General features: G+C 54.8%; 20 protein-coding genes. 16 read left to right on the top strand and 4 right to left on the bottom strand.

Annotated features, from left to right (window positions below; all coding sequences use genetic code 11):
- Positions 1–70: 70 nt before the first annotated feature.
- From LDN84_RS11125 to LDN84_RS11135, 3 genes are all read right to left on the bottom strand, one after another.
- Complete coding sequence (locus tag LDN84_RS11125; protein ID WP_223912533.1) at positions 71–391, bottom strand: helix-turn-helix domain-containing transcriptional regulator; 321 nt, start codon at positions 389–391, stop codon at positions 71–73.
- A gap of 5 nt (positions 392–396) precedes the next feature.
- Positions 397–753: a type II toxin-antitoxin system RelE/ParE family toxin gene (locus LDN84_RS11130; RefSeq protein WP_223912535.1), complete on the bottom strand. Its 357-nt coding sequence runs from the start codon at positions 751–753 to the stop codon at positions 397–399.
- Positions 754–814: 61 nt separating this feature from the next.
- Positions 815–1,642 (bottom strand): alpha/beta fold hydrolase, encoded by an 828-nt coding sequence (locus LDN84_RS11135; protein ID WP_223912536.1) that lies wholly within the window; start codon positions 1,640–1,642, stop codon positions 815–817.
- Positions 1,643–1,933: 291 nt separating this feature from the next.
- Here LDN84_RS11135 and LDN84_RS11140 point away from each other — a divergent pair, with 291 nt between their 5' ends.
- The 16 genes from LDN84_RS11140 to LDN84_RS11215 all read left to right on the top strand — a co-directional run bounded on the left by LDN84_RS11140 (position 1,934) and on the right by LDN84_RS11215 (position 17,701).
- Positions 1,934–2,860: an amidohydrolase family protein gene (locus LDN84_RS11140; protein ID WP_223912538.1), complete on the top strand. Its 927-nt coding sequence runs from the start codon at positions 1,934–1,936 to the stop codon at positions 2,858–2,860.
- A gap of 51 nt (positions 2,861–2,911) precedes the next feature.
- A complete protein-coding gene (gene ligA, locus LDN84_RS11145; RefSeq protein WP_223912541.1) occupies positions 2,912–3,352 on the top strand; it encodes a protocatechuate 4,5-dioxygenase subunit alpha in 441 nt (146 codons plus the stop codon).
- Between the two features lie 2 nt (positions 3,353–3,354).
- The gene (locus tag LDN84_RS11150) at positions 3,355–4,212 is read left to right on the top strand and encodes a class III extradiol dioxygenase subunit beta (protein WP_223912543.1); all 858 of its coding nucleotides are present in this window, start codon (positions 3,355–3,357) and stop codon (positions 4,210–4,212) included.
- Position 4,213: 1 nt separating this feature from the next.
- Positions 4,214–5,170, top strand: coding sequence for a Gfo/Idh/MocA family oxidoreductase (locus LDN84_RS11155; protein WP_223912548.1), 957 nt, complete (start codon positions 4,214–4,216; stop codon positions 5,168–5,170).
- A gap of 187 nt (positions 5,171–5,357) precedes the next feature.
- The gene (locus LDN84_RS11160) at positions 5,358–6,083 is read left to right on the top strand and encodes a hypothetical protein (RefSeq protein WP_223912552.1); all 726 of its coding nucleotides are present in this window, start codon (positions 5,358–5,360) and stop codon (positions 6,081–6,083) included.
- Positions 6,076–7,422 (top strand): GH3 family acyl-acid amido synthetase, encoded by a 1,347-nt coding sequence (locus tag LDN84_RS11165; RefSeq protein ID WP_223912555.1) that lies wholly within the window; start codon positions 6,076–6,078, stop codon positions 7,420–7,422. The genes LDN84_RS11160 and LDN84_RS11165 overlap by 8 nt, the downstream gene beginning before the upstream one ends.
- 102 nt (positions 7,423–7,524) lie before the next feature.
- On the top strand, positions 7,525–8,826 hold the full coding sequence (locus tag LDN84_RS11170; protein WP_223912565.1) for a B12-binding domain-containing radical SAM protein: 1,302 nt from the start codon (positions 7,525–7,527) through the stop codon (positions 8,824–8,826).
- Positions 8,817–10,163 carry a B12-binding domain-containing radical SAM protein gene (locus LDN84_RS11175; RefSeq protein ID WP_223912567.1) on the top strand — a complete coding sequence of 449 codons (1,347 nt, stop codon included), beginning with the start codon at positions 8,817–8,819 and terminating at the stop codon, positions 10,161–10,163. Before LDN84_RS11170 ends, LDN84_RS11175 begins: the two co-directional genes overlap by 10 nt.
- Entirely contained in the window at positions 10,160–11,215 is a 1,056-nt protein-coding gene (locus LDN84_RS11180; protein WP_223912569.1) for a GNAT family protein, read from the top strand. Before LDN84_RS11175 ends, LDN84_RS11180 begins: the two co-directional genes overlap by 4 nt.
- Positions 11,212–12,513, top strand: a complete 1,302-nt coding sequence (locus LDN84_RS11185; RefSeq protein WP_223912571.1) for a B12-binding domain-containing radical SAM protein — start codon at positions 11,212–11,214, stop codon at positions 12,511–12,513. Before LDN84_RS11180 ends, LDN84_RS11185 begins: the two co-directional genes overlap by 4 nt.
- A 13-nt stretch (positions 12,514–12,526) precedes the next feature.
- Positions 12,527–13,858, top strand: a complete 1,332-nt coding sequence (locus LDN84_RS11190; protein ID WP_223912574.1) for a B12-binding domain-containing radical SAM protein — start codon at positions 12,527–12,529, stop codon at positions 13,856–13,858.
- Positions 13,859–13,870: 12 nt separating this feature from the next.
- Entirely contained in the window at positions 13,871–14,560 is a 690-nt protein-coding gene (locus LDN84_RS11195; protein WP_223912575.1) for a hypothetical protein, read from the top strand.
- Positions 14,557–15,516, top strand: a complete 960-nt coding sequence (locus tag LDN84_RS11200; RefSeq protein WP_223912578.1) for a diiron oxygenase — start codon at positions 14,557–14,559, stop codon at positions 15,514–15,516. Before LDN84_RS11195 ends, LDN84_RS11200 begins: the two co-directional genes overlap by 4 nt.
- Positions 15,503–16,165, top strand: coding sequence for a hypothetical protein (locus LDN84_RS11205; RefSeq protein WP_223912579.1), 663 nt, complete (start codon positions 15,503–15,505; stop codon positions 16,163–16,165). Before LDN84_RS11200 ends, LDN84_RS11205 begins: the two co-directional genes overlap by 14 nt.
- The gene (locus LDN84_RS11210) at positions 16,162–17,073 is read left to right on the top strand and encodes a fatty acid desaturase family protein (protein ID WP_223912581.1); all 912 of its coding nucleotides are present in this window, start codon (positions 16,162–16,164) and stop codon (positions 17,071–17,073) included. Before LDN84_RS11205 ends, LDN84_RS11210 begins: the two co-directional genes overlap by 4 nt.
- A 25-nt stretch (positions 17,074–17,098) precedes the next feature.
- Complete coding sequence (locus LDN84_RS11215) at positions 17,099–17,701, top strand: YybH family protein (protein ID WP_223912583.1); 603 nt, start codon at positions 17,099–17,101, stop codon at positions 17,699–17,701.
- Here LDN84_RS11215 and LDN84_RS11220 read toward each other — a convergent pair.
- A complete protein-coding gene (locus LDN84_RS11220) occupies positions 17,673–18,332 on the bottom strand; it encodes a phosphatase PAP2 family protein (RefSeq protein WP_223912585.1) in 660 nt (219 codons plus the stop codon). The two genes, LDN84_RS11215 and LDN84_RS11220, sit on opposite strands and share 29 nt — an antisense overlap.
- Positions 18,333–18,386: the final 54 nt, after the last annotated feature.

Raw genomic sequence — 18,386 nt, forward strand, 5'->3', positions numbered from 1 at the left:
CCCCAACTTACAGATGATCTGTATCCAAACGACCTGACCGAGCAGACTGAGATTGGATTGGTCAACCGCCTCAGGCTGCGACCGAGTGTGCAGACAGGCTGACCTGCAGCCGTTCGCGCACGGCTCGAAATATGGCTGCCAGGTTGTCCATGCTGGGGTTGCCGGTAGGTGACAACATCCTGTGCAAACTCTTGCTGGGCTTGGAGGTCAGTGTTGCGAGTTGCTCGAAGCCGATGGTGGCATTCACCAAGTCACGCAGAATCAGGCGTGCTGTCTCTGGCTCGCCGTTGAGGAACAGAGTCGCGGCCTCATCCAACAGGGCCTGCGCAAATGATGCGTCGCTTTGGACACGCTGGATGACGGTTTCTTTGAAATTTCTGGTCAGTGCCATTGCATTTACCCCTTGTGCTTGCTGATTGATTTTGCAGTCATTGCCTTTTTGCGTGACTTGTACTCGGCCAACAGTTCCTTGGCTTTATCGATGTCTCGTTGCTGGCCACGCTTGGTGCCGCCGCCAAACAGAACGATGAGCGTTTCGCCATCTTTGGCGAGGTAGATTCGGTAACCGGGTCCCCAGTCGATGATGTATTCACCCAGGCCGTCAAACCACTTGATGCTGGAGGTATTGCCCAATTCCATACGAAGTTTGGCAACGGTCACTTTGGCTGCAGCCTGCGATGACAGGCTATCAAACCATTGTTTGTAAGGGTTGGATGCATCCTCACGGATGTACTCTTCGACTTTGATTGCCATGATTAATGGTAACACATGTGTTACTTTTGATGCGAAAACGATCTTGATGCAGGTGGCCCCGTCAGCCCCGCCCCAACCCCCGGCATATTTCAGGCACCGCCCGGTACAAGCACGAGTAGTGCGACAGCCCGCTGAAGCTTGGGGTTGCGGCTGCGCCCGGTATCGCCGAGGCCAGGTAGTGCGCCATTTGCGGCGGCGACCAGTTGTCCGCATCACCATGCCAGAGGTGTGTGGGCGCGGCAATGTCGGCCAGTATGGCGCTCCACGGCTGCACATAGGCCTCAACGTCTCTCACATAGCCCCGCACGCGGCCCCAAAAGCATGAGCGCAATATGGGGGTGATGCGGGCCTGAAACTCAGGGTCGGCGGCCAGGGCCTTGTCAGCACCTGCGGCACTGGCAAACAGCAGGCGAAACAAGGCTTTAGGGGCCAGCCAGGCGAGCAAGCTTTGCCAGTACGACAACAACATGAACAACGCCGGCGCAGCCTTGGCCAGCCGGAACACCTGTTGGCCCGCCATGGCTGGCAGAAAGTTCCCTGCCTCCAAAGGCGCTGCCGCAGACACCAGGTGCAGGCTTCTGACCCCGTTGGGCATGTACCGACAAGTTTGAAGGGCGATGAACGTACCGATGGAAAACCCAATGAAATCGACGGGTTGTTCGCCAGATGCTTTGGCAATTTCTTCCGCCAGAAACCGGTAATACGCCTCACCGGTGAGGGCGGCAGGGATCGCAAACCGGTCAAGGCAAAGCACCGTCAAACCGTGTTTTTGGGCTTCCAGGTCGAAGAGCTGACCTTCCTCCGGCGCACCGGGGGCACCGTGGAAATAGACGACCAGCTTGCCGTGGGTAGAACCAAATTGACGAGGTTTCAGGGGGGCAACTTCCATGCTGAGTATTCACTTCAATCAAGTTGGACTGAACCGCCTGCTCAGACGGTCGCGGTAGGGGGGCTTAAAAGCACTTCCCAGTGGGTTGAAATGGATCATAACCACGCAAGAGAGGGGGCCTTTGCCGCTCCTCGTTTTCGCACGCTTGGCCGTGGAATTTCTCTCGATTCTTGTGAATGCTCCAAGCTATCCCATCCCGGCATACCAGCTAGCCGCTTATGCACATAGTCAAGGTTGAGCTGGCTGCTGACAATGCAGCCAACACAACTTCTTCCCTGGCACGAGCACCCCATGAGCAAACCAACTTCAGGTGATTTCACCAAAACCGCAGGCTGGCTGGACTGGTACAGCGGCCCGAGCAAGCCGCGTTTCCAGTTGCCCGCAGGCGCGGTGGACGCGCATTGCCATGTGTTCGGCCCAGGCGCTGAATTCCCCTACGCGCCAGAGCGCAAGTACACGCCTTGTGATGCGTCCAAGGCCCAGCTGTTTGCGCTGCGCGACCACCTGGGGTTTGAGAAAAACGTCATCGTGCAGGCCACCTGCCACGGGGCGGATAACCGTGCGCTGGTGGATGCGTTGCAGAGCAGCAAGGGCAAGGCGCGCGGCGTGGCCACCGTCAAGCGCAGCGTGAGCGATGCCGAAATCCAGGCCATGCACGATGCCGGTGTGCGTGGTGTGCGCTTCAACTTTGTCAAACGCCTGGTGGACTTCACACCCAAGGACGAGCTGATGGAGATTGCCGCGCGTATCAAGGCCTGGGGCTGGCATGTGGTGATCTACTTTGAGGCGGTGGACTTGCCCGAGCTGTGGGACTTTTTCACCGCGCTGCCGACCACCGTGGTGGTCGATCACATGGGCCGGCCTGATGTGGCGCTGCCGGTGGACGGGCCGCAGTTTGCACTGTTCCAGAAGTTCATGCGGGAACACAGCAATGTGTGGAGCAAAGTAAGCTGCCCCGAACGCCTGAGCGTGACCGGCCCCAAGGCATTGGACGGTGAGCAAAACGCCTACCAAGACGTGATTCCGTTTGCCAAGGCCATTGTTGAAGAGTTCCCCGACCGCGTGCTGTGGGGCACCGACTGGCCGCACCCGAACCTGAAGGATCACATGCCCGACGACGGCCTGCTGGTGGACTTCATCCCGCACATTGCGCCCACGGCTGAATTGCAGCGTAAGCTGCTGGTCGATAACCCGAATCGTTTGTACTGGAATTCATAGCAGCTTGCGCAGGTCATACCTGGGCTAGAGGCACTTTTTACCTAAAACACCATGGCACTCGACAAACCCTACAAAGACATCCCCGGCACCATCATTTTTGATGCCGATCAAAGCCGCAAGGGCTACTGGCTCAACCAGTTTTGCATGAGCCTGATGAAGGCCAACAACCGCGAGCGCTTCAAGCTGGATCAGCGTGCCTATCTGGACGAGTGGCCGATGAGCGAAGAGCAAAAGCAGGCCGTGCTCGACATGGACCTGAACCGCGCCATGCAGCTTGGCGGCAACATCTACTTTCTGGCCAAGATCGGCGCCACCCATGGCCTGAGCTTTCAGCAGATGGCAGGCAGCATGACCGGCATGAGCGAGGAAGAATACCGCGCCATGATGCTCGCCGGTGGCCGCTCCATTGAAGGCAACCGCCACCTGGGCGAAGACGGCAGCGCCCAGCCGCAACACCAACCGCAAGGCCAGGCTGGCCGGAAAGTTTCCTGATCATGGCCCGTATCACCGCATCTGTTTACACCTCCCACGTGCCCGCCATCGGCGCGGCCATCGACCTGGGCAAGACGCAAGAGCCGTACTGGCAGCCGCTGTTCAAGGGCTACGAGTTTTCCAAACAGTGGATGAAGGACAACAAGCCCGACGTGATCTTTCTGGTCTACAACGACCACGCCACCGCCTTCAGCCTGGACATGATCCCCACCTTTGCCATCGGCACGGCAGCCGAATTCACGCCTGCGGACGAGGGTTTTGGCCCGCGCCCGGTGCCCAAGGTCATCGGCCACCCGGACTTGGCATCGCACATCGCCCACTCGGTGATTCAGCAAGATTTCGACCTGACCATCGTCAACAAGATGGAGGTGGATCACGGCCTGACCGTGCCGCTCTCTTTGATGTGTGGTGAGCCGGATGCCTGGCCGTGCCCGGTGATTCCGTTTGCCGTCAACGTGGTGCAATACCCCGTGCCCAGCGGCCAGCGCTGCTTTAACCTGGGCCAGGCCATCCGCAAAGCGGTGGAGAGTTACGACGAAGACCTCAACGTGCACATCTGGGGCACTGGCGGCATGAGCCACCAGTTGCAAGGTGCCCGCGCTGGCCTGATCAACCGCGAGTGGGACAACGCCTGGCTGGATAAGATGATCAGCCATCCTGCTATTTGTGCGCAAACCCCTCACATTGAATATGTACGAGAGGCGGGCAGTGAAGGCGTGGAGCTGGTGATGTGGCTGATTGCCCGGGGTGCTATGCAAGATGTAGCTGACAGCGCACGTTCTGTCAGCGTTAGACACCGTTTTTATCATGTACCGGCAAGCAACACCGCAGTCGGACACCTTATCCTGGAGAATTCCTGAAATGAGCAAAACCATCAAAGTGGCGCTAGCCGGTGCTGGCGCTTTCGGCATCAAACACCTGGACGGCATCAAGAACATCGACGGTGTTGAAGTCGTCTCCCTCATCAGCCGTGACCTGGATAAAACCCGTGAAGTGGCTGCCAAATACGGCATTGACCACGTCACCACCGACCTGGCGGACAGCCTGGCGCTGAAAGAAGTCGATGCGGTCATCTTGTGCACCCCCACCCAAATGCACGCCAGCCAGACCCTGGCCTGCCTGAAGGCAGGCAAACACGTGCAGGTGGAAATTCCGCTGTGCGATGTGCTCACCGACGGCGAAGAAGTCGTGCAAGTCGCGGCCAAGAGCGGCCTGGTCGCCATGTGCGGCCACACCCGCCGCTTCAACCCCAGCCACCAGTACGTGCACAAAAAAATCACGGCGGGTGAATTCAATATCCAGCAAATGGATGTGCAGACCTACTTCTTCCGCCGCACCAACATGAACGCGCTGGGCCAAGCCCGCAGTTGGACCGATCACCTGCTGTGGCACCACGCTGCGCACACGGTCGATTTGTTCGCCTACCAGTGCGGCAGCCTCATCGTGAAAGCCAACGCCATCCAGGGCCCGATCCACCCGACGCTGGGCATTGCCATGGACATGAGCATCCAGCTCAAGGCCGCCAATGGCGCGATTTGTACGCTGAGTCTGAGCTTCAATAACGACGGCCCGCTGGGCACCTTCTTTCGCTACATCGGCGACAGCGCCACCTACATTGCGCGGTATGACGACTTGTTCAATGGCAAGGAAGAAAAAATCGACGTGTCCCAGGTGGACGTGAGCATGAACGGCATCGAACTGCAAGACCGCGAGTTTTTTGCAGCGATCAAGGAGGGCAGGGAACCCAACAGCTCAGTGGCGAGTGTGCTGCCTTGCTACCAGGTGCTGCATGGGTTGGAGTTGCAGTTGAAGGAGTAGAGCTTGGGTTGATCGCCATTGAGGGGCGGTTGGTAATGGGTATGGGGGTATGGGAATTGACAGTGGCGTGCCGCCAACATTCAGCATCCGCCGATTCGACACCGAGTGATCTGGCGCGTGGTTGATTGCTCGCAACGCCCAGCGATGGACGATTGAGCTTTTACAATGCCCTAAAAAAGGGGGGTTTGTGGATATAGACCGTGCCTACCGTTGCACCATTGTCAGTGTGCAGTTGCTTGACAAAAATACCCGTAGTGCGATGGCTGCGCTGTATCTTGCCGTCTACGAAGCGACCAGCGCAACAGTTTTTGAGCAGGACTTGTCCAGTAAAGACGAGGTTTTGCTGCTGCATTTCAATGCGCAATTGGTGGGCTTCACCACACTCAAGGTCTATCCCTGTCTTTGGCGCGGAAATTTTATTCAAGTGCTCTATTCGGGCGACACGGTGGTAGACCGTCTGCACTGGGGCCAGCACGCGCTGTCATTTGCCTGGGTTCGGCACTTGGGGCAGATCAAGCGACGACACCCCGAGCAGCGTCTGGTTTGGTTTTTGCTGGTGAAGGGGCACCGGACTTATCGCTATCTTCACGTTTTTGCGCGGCATTTTTATCCCGAAAAGGTGCCAGTTACAGACGACATCTCTGACTTGGCAATACATCTGGCTCAAGAGCAGTTTCCCAGCGACTACAACCCACAAAGCGGTGTTGTTGAATTCACCCCTTCACGTGGGCAATTGCGGCATGAGCTTGCCGAGCCTCGGGTCGATGAGTTGGGGCGGCCGGGGGTTGACTTTTTCTTGCAAAAAAATCCTGGCTTTCGGCAAGGGCACGAGTTGGTTTGTGTTTGCGATGTTGATGAGAGCAACATGAAGCCTTTAACATTGAGGCTGTTTCGCCAAGGATGTCATGCCTGATCTGGACGCTGTACAGAAGAAGCCTGAGCTCAATGACATTGCATGGTTACAAGCCATGTTGGCCCGGAACACGCGCACGGCCTATTTAAAAGCCTACGGCGCACCGCAGGATCTGGCTGCATTTCGCCAGCAGGTGCCATTGACGAGTTATGAAGAGTTGCAAGCTCAGTGGCTGCCCCGAGTGCTTGCTGGTGAGCCCAGCGTACTCTTTGACGGCCTGCCTTGTGCCTACGAGCGTACCGGTGGCAGCAGTGGTGGAGCCAAGCTGATTCCCTTTTCTACTTGGGGCCTGCTTGACTTTCAGGCAGCCATCAATCCCTGGCTTGGCAGTGTGGTGTCTACCCGCAGCATCACGGGTCTTGTCTATCTGGCGACCAGTCCGGCAACTAGGAAATCAGAGCACATCAACGGCATCCCGGTAGGTTTACCTGATGGGGCGTACCTTGGTGAGCAATGGGGTCGATGGATCGCGCAGCGCAGTGCCGTTCCCCTTGCACTGATGGCAGAGCCTAGTGTGGATGTGTGGCGAGAAAAGACCCTTGCGAGTTTGCGAGCAGCCCATGATCTGGAGATGATTTCCATATGGAGCCCTACCTTCTTTCTGCGCTTGTTGGATGATTTGCCAGCGGCCGACAAGTTGTGGCCCAAGCTTAAGCTCATCAGTTGTTGGGCGTCCGCTGAATCGAGTGGACCTGCAGCGGAACTGCAAGCGCGGTTAAGCCACGCACAACTTCAACCCAAAGGACTGCTTTCTACCGAGTGTGTAGTGACCGTCCCGGATGAGCCGGATCTGCCCGTACTTACCCACCATGGTTTTTTTGAGTTTGAAAACCCACAGGGTCTTTTTTTGAGAGATGAACTCATCCCGGGCACAAGTTACACCGTCATTGCCACAACAGCGAGCGGCCTGTACCGTTACCGAACTGGGGATATGGTTTTGTGCAAGGGGTATACCGAGTCAAAGCAACCCATATTGGAATTTCAAGGGCGAAGTGGTATTGCGTCTGACTTGGTGGGTGAGAAATTGACAGAAGCTTTTGTCAGTGAAGCATTGCGCGGTATCCGTGGATTCCGGTTCTTGACTCCCATACGGCAAGCCTCTTGCTATGTGCTTGTGACAGACGAAGATGCTGTTGTAGATTTGACTGACATAGAAGCCCGTTTGTGTGTCAATCCGCAATACGCCTATGCACGTGCCTTGGGACAACTCAAGCCGCTGCAGCACCGACCGGTTCGCCAGTTATATGACCGCTATGTGTCGACTCAAGTCGACCGGGGTGTGCGACTCGCAGACGTAAAACCTGTTGCTCTGATACCCAATTTTTCCTGGATCGATTAGGAGTTCCTAAGAGTGAAAATTGCATTGATTTCCCCCAAAGGGCCTTTGTACCGGCATCGTGCCGGGATTTTCGGGAAGTCGCTTCGGTATCAGCCATTAACCTTGACCACCCTGGCCGCTTTGGTGCCAGAAGAACTCCATGCTGAAGTGATGTTGTTTGACGAGGGCATCCAAGACGTTCCCAGTGACCTTGAGGCAGATTTGATCGGTTTAACCGTGATTACCGGTACCGCCAGACGTACCTATGAATTGGCGGATCAATACCGTGCCCAAGGCAAGACGGTTGTTTTGGGCGGGCCGCATGTGACATTGGTACCGCAAGAGGCCGCGGCACATGCGGATGCCATCGTGACCGGCTACGCGGAAGATACTTGGCCGCAGTTGTTGCGCGATTTTTCGGCAGGCTGTTTGCAAGCCTTGTATTGCCAAGCCCCAGACTTTTCTCTGGATAGACCGGATATGCCATTCGCCCGGCGGGATATGTTTGATTCCAAGCAGTACCTCACACAAGCGGTTTTTGAGGCGACGCGCTCTTGTGCGCACGACTGTGAATTCTGTGTCGCACCAAGTGCCTGGGGGAGAAAACAGTTTCAAAAACCGGTATCTTGGGTGATTGATGACATACGACGCGTTGGGGCAAAACGCATTTTGTTCGTTGATTTGAACTTGGTGTCTGACCGGCAATACGCCCGAGAGCTTTTTACTGCGCTCATCCCTTTGAAGATTCGATGGTTTGGTCTGTCTACCGTACTCATTGCGCATGACCCAGAATTGTTGGAGCTCATCGCCCGTTCGGGCTGTCGTGGCTTGCTTTTGGGGCTGGAAACGCTGGACAAAGGGGGCTTGAGTGATGCGCGCAAGAAGTTCAACGGCTCGGTGGATTACGCCGGTCTTATTGGGGACTTACACGCCTTGGACATTGCTGTTCAGGGCTGTTTCGTTTTCGGTCTAGACCATGACACCACTGATGTGTTTGATGAGACGGTTCAGTTTGCCATTGACACGGGGATTGATTTACCCCGTTTTGCCCTGTTGACCCCTTTCCCGGGGACACCGCTGCACCACCGGCTGAAGGAGCAGAACCGCTTGCTTACGCTGGATTGGGAGTTGTACGACGGGCAGCATGTGGTGTTTCAGCCTATGAATATGTCGCCTCAGGAACTCGCTACGGGTCACGAGCGTGCCTGGAAGGCAGTGTACCGGCCTTCGGCCATCGTTCGCCGCTTGTGGAAAGCGCGTGCCTGGGAGCCGCTGGCCATTGGAGCCAACTTGGGCTATAGGTTCTACGCGCATAACCTGCATCGTTTCTACAACTGTGATTGGCATTTGTCGTCGGTGGGTACGCCGATCAATTTGCCAAGCATGGTGCCGATTAAAACCAAAAGCAATACCGTATGCGGCTGACCCTGGTGCATCCGGCCATTGGTCATCGTTTGGGTGAGCGCTACATTCGCAGTTGGCAGATGGAGTCTTTGCCGATTGCGGCGCTGGCTGGCTTGACACCGTCTGATATCGAGTTGACTTTTTATGACGACCGAATGGAGAAGATTCCATTTGATGAGCCCACTGATGCGGTCGCCATACCGGTTGAGACCTACACCGCGGCGCGAGCCTACCAAATCGCCAGTGAGTACCGCCGTCGTCGCGTGCCGGTGGTCATGGGCGGTTTTCATGCGACGCTGATGCCCGATGAGGTATCTCGGTATGCCGAAGGCGTGGTCACTGGCGAGGCTGAAGCGGTCTGGTCAGAGGTGATTGATGATCTTCGGCATGGTCGGTTGCAACGGCGGTACCACGGTGAGCAGCGTCATCTGGCGCAAATCCGCGTAGATCGACGGCTATTTCAAGGCAAGCGTTACCTGCCGATTGGTTTGATTGAAACCGGGCGTGGTTGCAAGTTTCCGTGCGAGTTCTGTGCGATACAGACTTTTTTCTCGCGCACCTACCGCTCCAGGCCCGTGGAAGATGTAGTGGCTGAAGTTGCTGCCATCAAACACGAAAAGAAGTTGTTCTTTTTTGTGGATGACAACTTTGCCGGTGATATGAAGGCCGGACGTGCCTTGCTTGCAGAATTGGCTAAACAAAAAGTTCGCTGGATTACCCAGATGAGCATCAATGCAGCGCATGACGAAGACTTCTTGCAACAGATGCGCCAGGCAGGCTGTTGTGGCGTGCTGATTGGTTTCGAGAGTCTCGATGAAGCCAATTTGCGTTTGATGAACAAACGTTTTAATACCATGGGGGGTGGCTATCGGCAGGCGCTGGCGAATTTGCGCCGACACGGGTTGTTTGTGTATGGCACCTTTGTTTTTGGCTACGAGCACGATACGCTGACATCATTTGATCAGGCCGTGGACTTTGCGAGTGAGGAGGGCATGTACATTGCCGCCTTCAACCATCTCACCCCTTTTCCTGGAACACCTTTGTATCAGCGCCTTCAAACCGAAGGGCGCTTGCGTTATGACGCGTGGTGGCTTGATCCGGCTTATCGCTACAACGAGTTGCCGTTTCTACCCAAAGCCATGAGTCCACAGGATGTCACGCTAGGCTGTGTTGCGGCACGCAAGCGTTTTTATGGATGGCCGAATATTCTGCGCCGCAGTCTTCACCATTGGCGTGATTCTTTTGTGTTGCGCAATTTTTTTCTTGTCAATGCGATGCACCGTAACGAGATCAGTTTGCGCAACGGTTACCCCCTGGGTGACGAAGCCTGGAGCGGCTCTTTGCTGGAAGCGCAATGACTGAGTTTCGCATCGCCACCACCAAAGACGATGCCGTACTGCGGCAATTGTTAAGAGAAAACGGTATGCCTTCCTGGGTGGAGATGAGCATGGAACGTGAGCCCTCCTACTTTGCGGCGCACCATATGTATGGGCATGACTGGGCAGTGCTTGCGCTAGAGAATGGCCGTCCCTTTGGGATGTACTCTGCAGCAGCGGTTCCGCTGCATGTCAACGGCAAGGCCATCAGTGCAGGGTATCTTGGTGGGCTGCGTGTGCACTCTTCTGAGCGTCAGAGAATTCGCCATCTGCGTAATGGCTACGCCTCAATTCGTGAGCTTGCCCCTGTGTTGCCAGAGTTGCCGTGGTGGTTTACCGTGATTGCCGAAGAAAATACCCGAGCCAGGCGCGTCCTGGAAGCTGGCTTAAAGGGAATGCCCAGGTACCAACCGCTGGGTGATTTGACGACTTACGCAATCTCTACGGCAAGAGCTCGGCACCATGGTTTGTGGCGACCTGCGCAGGTGGATGATGTGGCCGCAATGCTGGCATTTCACGCACGGCACGCCCCACATGCCCAATTGACGCCGGTCTTGTCTGCAAGCTTAGTGGAACGCATTGGGCTTCACTGTTTTTGGCTTCACTGTGAGGGCACCAAAATAGTCGCCATGGCTGCCCTGTGGGATCAGCGCCTCTTCAAGCAAGTGGTGGCGCAGAGTTATCACCGGTATTTGCGTTGGGGCTTGCCCTTGTACAACCGCTTCGCGCATTTAACGCACCGGGTGGTTTTGCCTTTGCCTGGTCAGGCTTTAGCCCAATCATTTATCGCATTTTTTGCTATGCAGCCATCGGTTCAAGAGCGCTTGGATTTTGTTCGCAACCTGTTGTCTGATTTGCTTTCCCATTGCCAGACACCAGTGGCTGCGCTGGGCCTAAGGTCTGGGCACCCTTTGATACCTGTAGTAAGCAGCTTCAAGCCGCTGTCCTACTGCGCCAAGGTTTATGCCGTTGAGTTTGACTCGGCAGCACAACTGGATGGCCGCCCTGTGCAGCCAGAAGTGGCTTTGTTATGAAGCTCACACTGATACGCCCGAATCTGGGCGACTACCGTTCATCGGACGCGATGCCTCCCTTGGCCTTGGGTATTCTGGCGGCACGTGCACCAGGCTGGGAGATAAGTTTTTTTGATGAAAAGGTGGAAGTTCTTCCCACGGATGACGCACCTGATCTTGTGGCCTTGAGCGTCGAAACCTTTACCGCACGTCGGGCCTATGCCGTAGCGGATGCGTATCGGCAGCGTGGTGTGCCGGTGGTGATGGGCGGATACCACCCGACATTCTTGCCAGACGAAGCCTTGGAGCATGCTGACGCGGTAGTGATTGGCGATGCGGAGGGCGCGTGGGAACGTTTGCTTGATGATTTTTTGCACCGTCGACTGCAACCCAGGTACAGGGGTGACCGCACCGCACCTCTTGGTGACTATCGGGTAAGTCGTGAAATATTCTGGGGCAAACGCTACGCTCCGGTTGAGTTGGTGCAATACGGAAGAGGGTGCCGTTTTGCCTGTGACTTTTGTTCCATCCACAGCTTTTATGGCAACAGTGTGCGCGTTCGACCGCTCCACGGTTTGCTGGTGGAGATTGAGGCACTGCCTTCGCAGCGACTTCTGTTTTTTGTCGATGACAACCTCTTTTCCAATGAAGCAGATTTGCTGGCATTGCTTGACGCGATGCGCCCCCTGAAACGTCGTTGGTCTTGTCAAATCAGCATCGATGTCGCCCGTAATCCACGATTGTTGGATCGCATGGCTGAAGCCGGGTGTCGGTTTGTACTGATTGGTTTTGAGTCTTTGCACCCGGACAATCTCAAGCAAATGGCCAAGCCCTGGAACAAGGTGAGCGGCGCGTACCGTGATGTCGTGCGGTCCTTGCATGCACGGGGAATAGGTATCTACGGTACTTTTGTCTTCGGCTATGACGCCGACACATCGGACACCATTGAGCGGACGGTGGATTTTGCGCTGGAGGCCCAGCTCGAAATTGCCAACTTCAACGCGCTGACGCCGACGCCTGGATCTGCTCTCTATGACCGACTTTTGGACGAAGGGCGGTTGATTTCTCCAACGTGGTGGCTGGATCCGGCGTATCGCTATGGAGATTCTATTTTTGAGCCTCGGGGCATGAGTGCTTCTGAACTGGCTGAAGGGGTTTTTGCCGCCCGGAAGCGCTTTTATAGCTGGCGTTCTATTGCCAGTCGAGCCATGTTGAGCGAAGCATCGTTCTCTGCATTTCGCATGACGATGACTCTGGTTGCCAACGTCATTTCTCGGCGGGAAATATTTAAGAAGCACAATCGTCTGCTGGGCGAGTGAATCAGAAAGCACCATGAAAGTCACCTTCATCAAACCCAATATTGGCCGCATGGAACACAGTCTCTATGTGGATCAAGGTCGTATGGAGCCACTGATGCTGGCGGTGCTGGCGGGGTTGACGCCGCCGGATGTCGAATGTGTGATGTATGACGATCGGATGGAAGATATTCCCTACGATGAAGCCACCGATCTGGTTGCCATCACGGTGGAGACCTACACCGCAAGACGAGCCTATGAGATTTCTGCCCAGTACCGTGCTCGGGGTGTTCTTGTCATCTTGGGTGGCATGCATGTGACCTTGTTACCAGAGGAGGCAGTCGCGCATGCGGACAGCATTTTTCTGGGTGATGCGGAGACTGCGTGGGCTCAAGTCGTTGAAGACGCGCGGCGCCACCGGTTGCAGTCACGTTACAACGGCCCGCCTGGCGTGGCGCAAATTGGCGGTGTGATGCCGCGTCGTGATTTATTCAAGGGCAAGGGTTACCTGCCCATGACCTTGATGCAGTACATCCGAGGATGTCGCTTCGCGTGTCGATTTTGCGCGGTTAGCCAATACTTCGATCACAAGCATTATGTTCGGGCAATTGATGATGTGCTACGAGAGATAGAAGCGCAGGATCGCCGCTTTATTTTTTTCATTGACGACAATATTGCGAGTGATCAAAAGGCTTTGGCTGATTTGTGTCGGGAGCTTATTCCCATGAAAGTCAGTTGGATCAGCCAAGCCAGTCTGGACATCACACGCAATTTGCCCTTGATGGATTTGCTGCAAAGATCTGGTAATTGGGGCAATGTCATGGGGTTTGAGTCGATCACCGCTGACAGCTTGCGGGAAACGCGCAAGTCGCCCAATATTCCCGGGTTTGCGGGCTACCAGGATCAGGTGCGCATTCTGCGAGAGCACGGCATGCAAAGCTGGGCCGCATTCACACTCGGTTATGACCACGATACACCTGAGTCCATCGCAGCTACGGTGGACTTTGCGTTGGCGAGCAAGTTCACCTTTGCGGCGTACAACATCCTCATGCCCTATCCCAATACCCCGCTGTATCGCAAGTTGCAGGAAGAAGGTCGGCTCCTGTATGACGGCAAGTGGTGGTTGCACCCGGAGTACCGCTTTAACAGTGCCGCGTACATTCCAAAGCGCATGAGCCCCGATGAGCTCACAGCGGCGTGCCATGATGCACGCACCCGGTTTAATAGTTTTCCGTCATTGCTACGCAGGTTTGCAGACCCCAAAACCCATTTGCGATCCGCTGCACGCATGGGCGCATATTGGTACTACACACTGATATTTCGTAAAGAGCTTTACAAAAAACATGGCATGCGTTTTGGAATGCATTGATTTGATTTTGAAATGAAATTTTTGCTCTCTGTCTATCCCTATCTGGCACCTTTGGTTTTGGCACCATTGGCATGGTGGTTGTGGTCAGACGAATACGGGGGAGATTCCAAACTTGTATTGATCGTTTGGGGTTTGCCGATTTTGTGGTCTTACATCGTCCCGGCCATTGGCACCAATGTGTTGAAGGTCTGGGAGTTCGATGTACGTTGGCGTCTTGGGCGTTTTCGACCACAGCACGGGTTTGTGTTTGGTTCGGCCACTGCCATGCTGGCTTGGCTGGTACATGGTTCGGCGGCACAGAGTTTGACGGACAGTCTGCGTCAAGCATTTGTCCTGGCCTCAGTGCTTGGGTTTTGGAATTTGCTCTATGACATCAAGGTGCTGGAGCTTGGTATCTTGCGAGTGTACAACCAGCCTTGGGCTGACGGAAAAGGGGAGGCCGCAGTTGCCATGGACTATGCGCCCTGGTTCTTTGCTGGATTTGGTGCTGTCTACGGTTTGGTCATTGGCTTGGTCGAGCAGTACTCGACATGGCTCAGTACCTGGTTTCGCACTGGTGCGGTGTTGTCGGTAGCACTGGTTTTGGCCTGTGCGGTGCCCACCTTGGGGTACATGGCGCGCTCCAGGCGACTCTATGGGCATGCCGGCACACGCCCGATTCAACCGGTCAACATCAACCATGTCGATGGAGAGTTGCCATGACACGGTGGTTGACTCCTGAGCACATCAATGAATTGTCGGCTGACCCCAAGCAGTGCTCCCAGATGGACATGCCTTTGCAGCTTGATTTGTCCAAGCCCTATGTCCCGGAGGATTACACCCAGCTTTACTACACACCGGTTTATGCAAGCTTGAGTCGCGAACAGCGCTTGCACTACAACCAACTCTCTGCCTTGCGCATCAATGAATACATCATGATGCTGGAAGCAGATTTGATTGAGCGACTTCTTCCGCCTCTGCTGCATCATCCTCAAGTGGCAGGTGACAAAGCTTTGCTACTGGCATTGAACACGATGATGCATGAGGAACAGCGTCACTTTCGCGGGTTTGCTGCGCTAAACCGTGCTTGTCGCCCCGATTTGTACCCGCCTGGAGCTGATCGTTTCTTTTCGGTGCTGCCCTGGTGGACCCAGGCCATGTTTGGTGTGGTGGGCCTGCTGTCCGCACACTTGCCTTTTGCGTTGTGGTTTTTGATGGCGATGGAAGAGTCTTCTAAAACTCTGGCCAAGGACATGGTTGTCAGGCCCGCAACTGAGACACTGGGCGTGTTGGATCAAGCATTTGTTCGTGTGCATCATGAGCATCTGAAGGATGAAACCAGACACCTGCACATTGATGCCATCCTGATTGAACGATGTCTTGAGCGACGGTGGGAGACTGCCAACGCGTGGTTGTTCAAGCGTATGTTGGTAGGTGTGGTGCGGCCAACTCGCGGTGGTTCCGGTGTGAAAGTGATTCATCAATTGGTACGGGACTTACCCGAGCTCGCATGCAGGCAAGATGAGATGGTCGATGCGCTCCTGGCTCTAAGGAACAATAGGGCCTTTCAGGTAAGTTTGTTTAATCGACGCATCATGCCGACGGCATTTCGTGTATTTGATCGATGCCATGCGTTGGCAAATCTGGGTGAGGAGATGGCAGGTTATGACCGACGATAAAGAACTGGAAAAACCAGATCGATTCTCACTGTTGCTGAACATTCTGCCGTTTGCACATCTTTCTGCGGGAGGTGGACTCATGTTTGCCGGGTTGGATACGGGAGGCCAGCGCGTGGCCTTTGTTTTGGCCTGGATTTACCTGCTCCCGCCACTGGTTGCTCGGTGCACCTTAGCCGTATACGGGACTCCGGCGGGTCAGCTCACACAAGATACACGTGGTTATCGTGTGTGGTGGTTTTTGACCCAATGTCAAACGCTTTTTAATCGCTTGCCGTGGCTGGAGGAAGTGTTGCGCCTGGTGCCAGGCCTCTATGCCTTCTGGATAGGGCTATGGGGTGGACACCTGAGTCCCTTCGCCTACGTGGGGCCAGGTGTGGTGATCACTGATCGCTACTTGGTTCATGTGGAGCGTGGGGCCGTGCTGGGATTCAAGAGTGCGTTGGCTGCCCATATGGTGATTCGTAACCAACAAGGGCGTTATGTGGTGGTGGTGGCTGCGCCGACGGTTGAAGCTGAGGCGATTTTGGGGGGCTATGCGGGTTTGGGGCCTGGGGCCATTCTGCGTGCCGGTCACCTGCTACCCAGCGGGCGCCGTGTTGCGCCTTTTGGGGAATGGCCGCGTCGAAAATTTGAGTCAGAAGCAATATGAATTACCCGATTCCAGGTCATAGAAATCTGCTAATTGCCGTGAGCGCAGCGGCTGTGTCCATCGCTTGCCTGTGGGTTGCCAGTCACGCTGCGCACGGGTGGTGGATGCTGGTGGCTGCTGTCGTCTTTTCGTATACCAACAATACGCTTTTTTCATTGCACCACGAGGCTGCACATCGCGTGTTCCACCCGAATCCCAGAGTCAACGATGTGGCAGGTGTATTGCTGGCAGGCTTTTTTCCAACGATTTTTTCGATTCAACGAATCAGCCATTTAGGCCACCACCGGCGCAACCGCACCGATGAGGAGCTGTATGACTATTACCTGCCACATCAGTCATGGCTACTCAAAACCTACTGGATCTATTGTTTGCTGACAGGTTTTTACTGGGCCATCATCCCCGTTGCCGCACTGCTCTACGTGATATGGCCCTGGGCATTTCAATCCAAATGGTTCCAGGATGGCCCGGCCCGTTGGTGGGGGTTCAGACCTTTTGTATGCGATATCGCCCAAGCGCCTATTGCCCGTGTTTGGCTGGAAGGTGTGGTGTCTTTACTGTTGCAAATAGCCTTATTTGTTGTTTTTGACCTGAGTTTTGTGGGGTGGCTGGCGTGTTACTGGGCGTTCGGGTTGAACTGGAGTTCAGTGCAATACAGTGATCACGCGGGCAGTCCACGCGATGTGATTGAAGGTGCTTGGAATTTGCGATTCTGGCCCGTCGCCAGATGGCTGTTTTTGAACTACAACTTTCATTTGGCTCACCATCGTGAGCCCAGCGTGCCCTGGATTTACCTTCCAAAATTGGTACGCAGCACCGATGCGAATCATTCGTTTTGGTCAATTTATCTGAGACTTTGGCTGGGTGCACGAAAAGCCCCCATAGGTCCAGGTCCCAGCCCTTTACCCTAACGCCTACCCTCAAGAAAGGTTCCCTATGCGACGCATCTTTTTGGCAACTGCCATTGTCTTGCTTGGTGTTTTTTCAGGTTCGGTTCAAGCCGATGCTGAGAATGAACACATTGCTCTTCGTAAATTAAAAGACGATTTGGCCCAGGCGGTATCCAAACGTGACTTTGACGTTGCGCAAAAAGTTTTACATCAACCATTCATGGCGACTGTCGTTACGCAGGAGAGTTTCACAGATTTGGCGCATCTCAAAAGTTACTTTGATGGCTTGTTTACACGTAGCACCTTGCGTATCAAAGATTTGTCCATCACGCCTGTGGCAGATGATCTGTCGCAGATATACACCGGGACTTTTGCTTTGACAAAAGGGGCGACGACGGAGCATTATCAAATGGACGATGGACGCAACTTCGATTTAAAAGGTCGGTGGACGGCAGTTTCCATCAAGGAAGATGACGGCTCATGGAAGCTTCTGGTCTTTCATTCTGGGGTCAATTTTCTGGATAACCCTGTTTTGAATGCGATAGAAAAAAGTGTGATCTGGTTTGGCTTAGGGGGTGCAGGCGTTGGCTTGTTGTTCGGTTTCTTGGGCGGCTGGCTACTCAAGCGTCGTCAGTTACAGGCACACTGATCGGTATGGCACGTCGAATGGTGAGCGCCAAAATGAACCCGGCCATCACGTCGATGATGTGGTGCTGATGAACCAGCACGGTGGATATCATGAGGGTTGCCAGCCAGATCTGATATATCCGAGCTAGCCCAATACCCACCCGCTTGACGCATCCCAGAACGATAAGTGTTGCACCGGCGACATGCAGTGATGGGACGAGATTGAATGGCGTGTCAACACTGGCGATCAAACGAAATATTGGCTCGTGCAAGCCCGTGACGATTTCAGGGGAAAAGCCGATTTTGGTTGGTATGGAGATAAAGAAAATGCCTGCCACCAATATGGCCACAACCGACTGTCTGGAGAGTTGCTTCATATCGTGTTCGCTCATGTGAAGCAAGGGGAGTGCGTATAGCGAAAAGAGAGATAGGTAAGGCCAAATCATCCAAGGTATCAAGGGAATGCTTTTTTCCCACTCAAAGTGCAGGTGAACGGATCGGTCTGGCAACTGCGTAAGTAGATGTCCTGAGCCTACGTAGACTGGCAAGAAAACGGCTAGGAATATTCCCAAAAAACGCAGATAAGCTCGCCAGCGTTCTGGGTTGGATAAGCTCAAGTAGCCGTTACTCGCGTGGTGGGATGGCGTATCCATGACTTGGCTCATCTGGTTACGAGTTTTCTGGAGGGGTGGGGGATGTTGCGTCGA

The organism is Rhodoferax lithotrophicus (assembly GCF_019973615.1).
Classification (GTDB): domain Bacteria; phylum Pseudomonadota; class Gammaproteobacteria; order Burkholderiales; family Burkholderiaceae_C; genus Rhodoferax; species Rhodoferax lithotrophicus.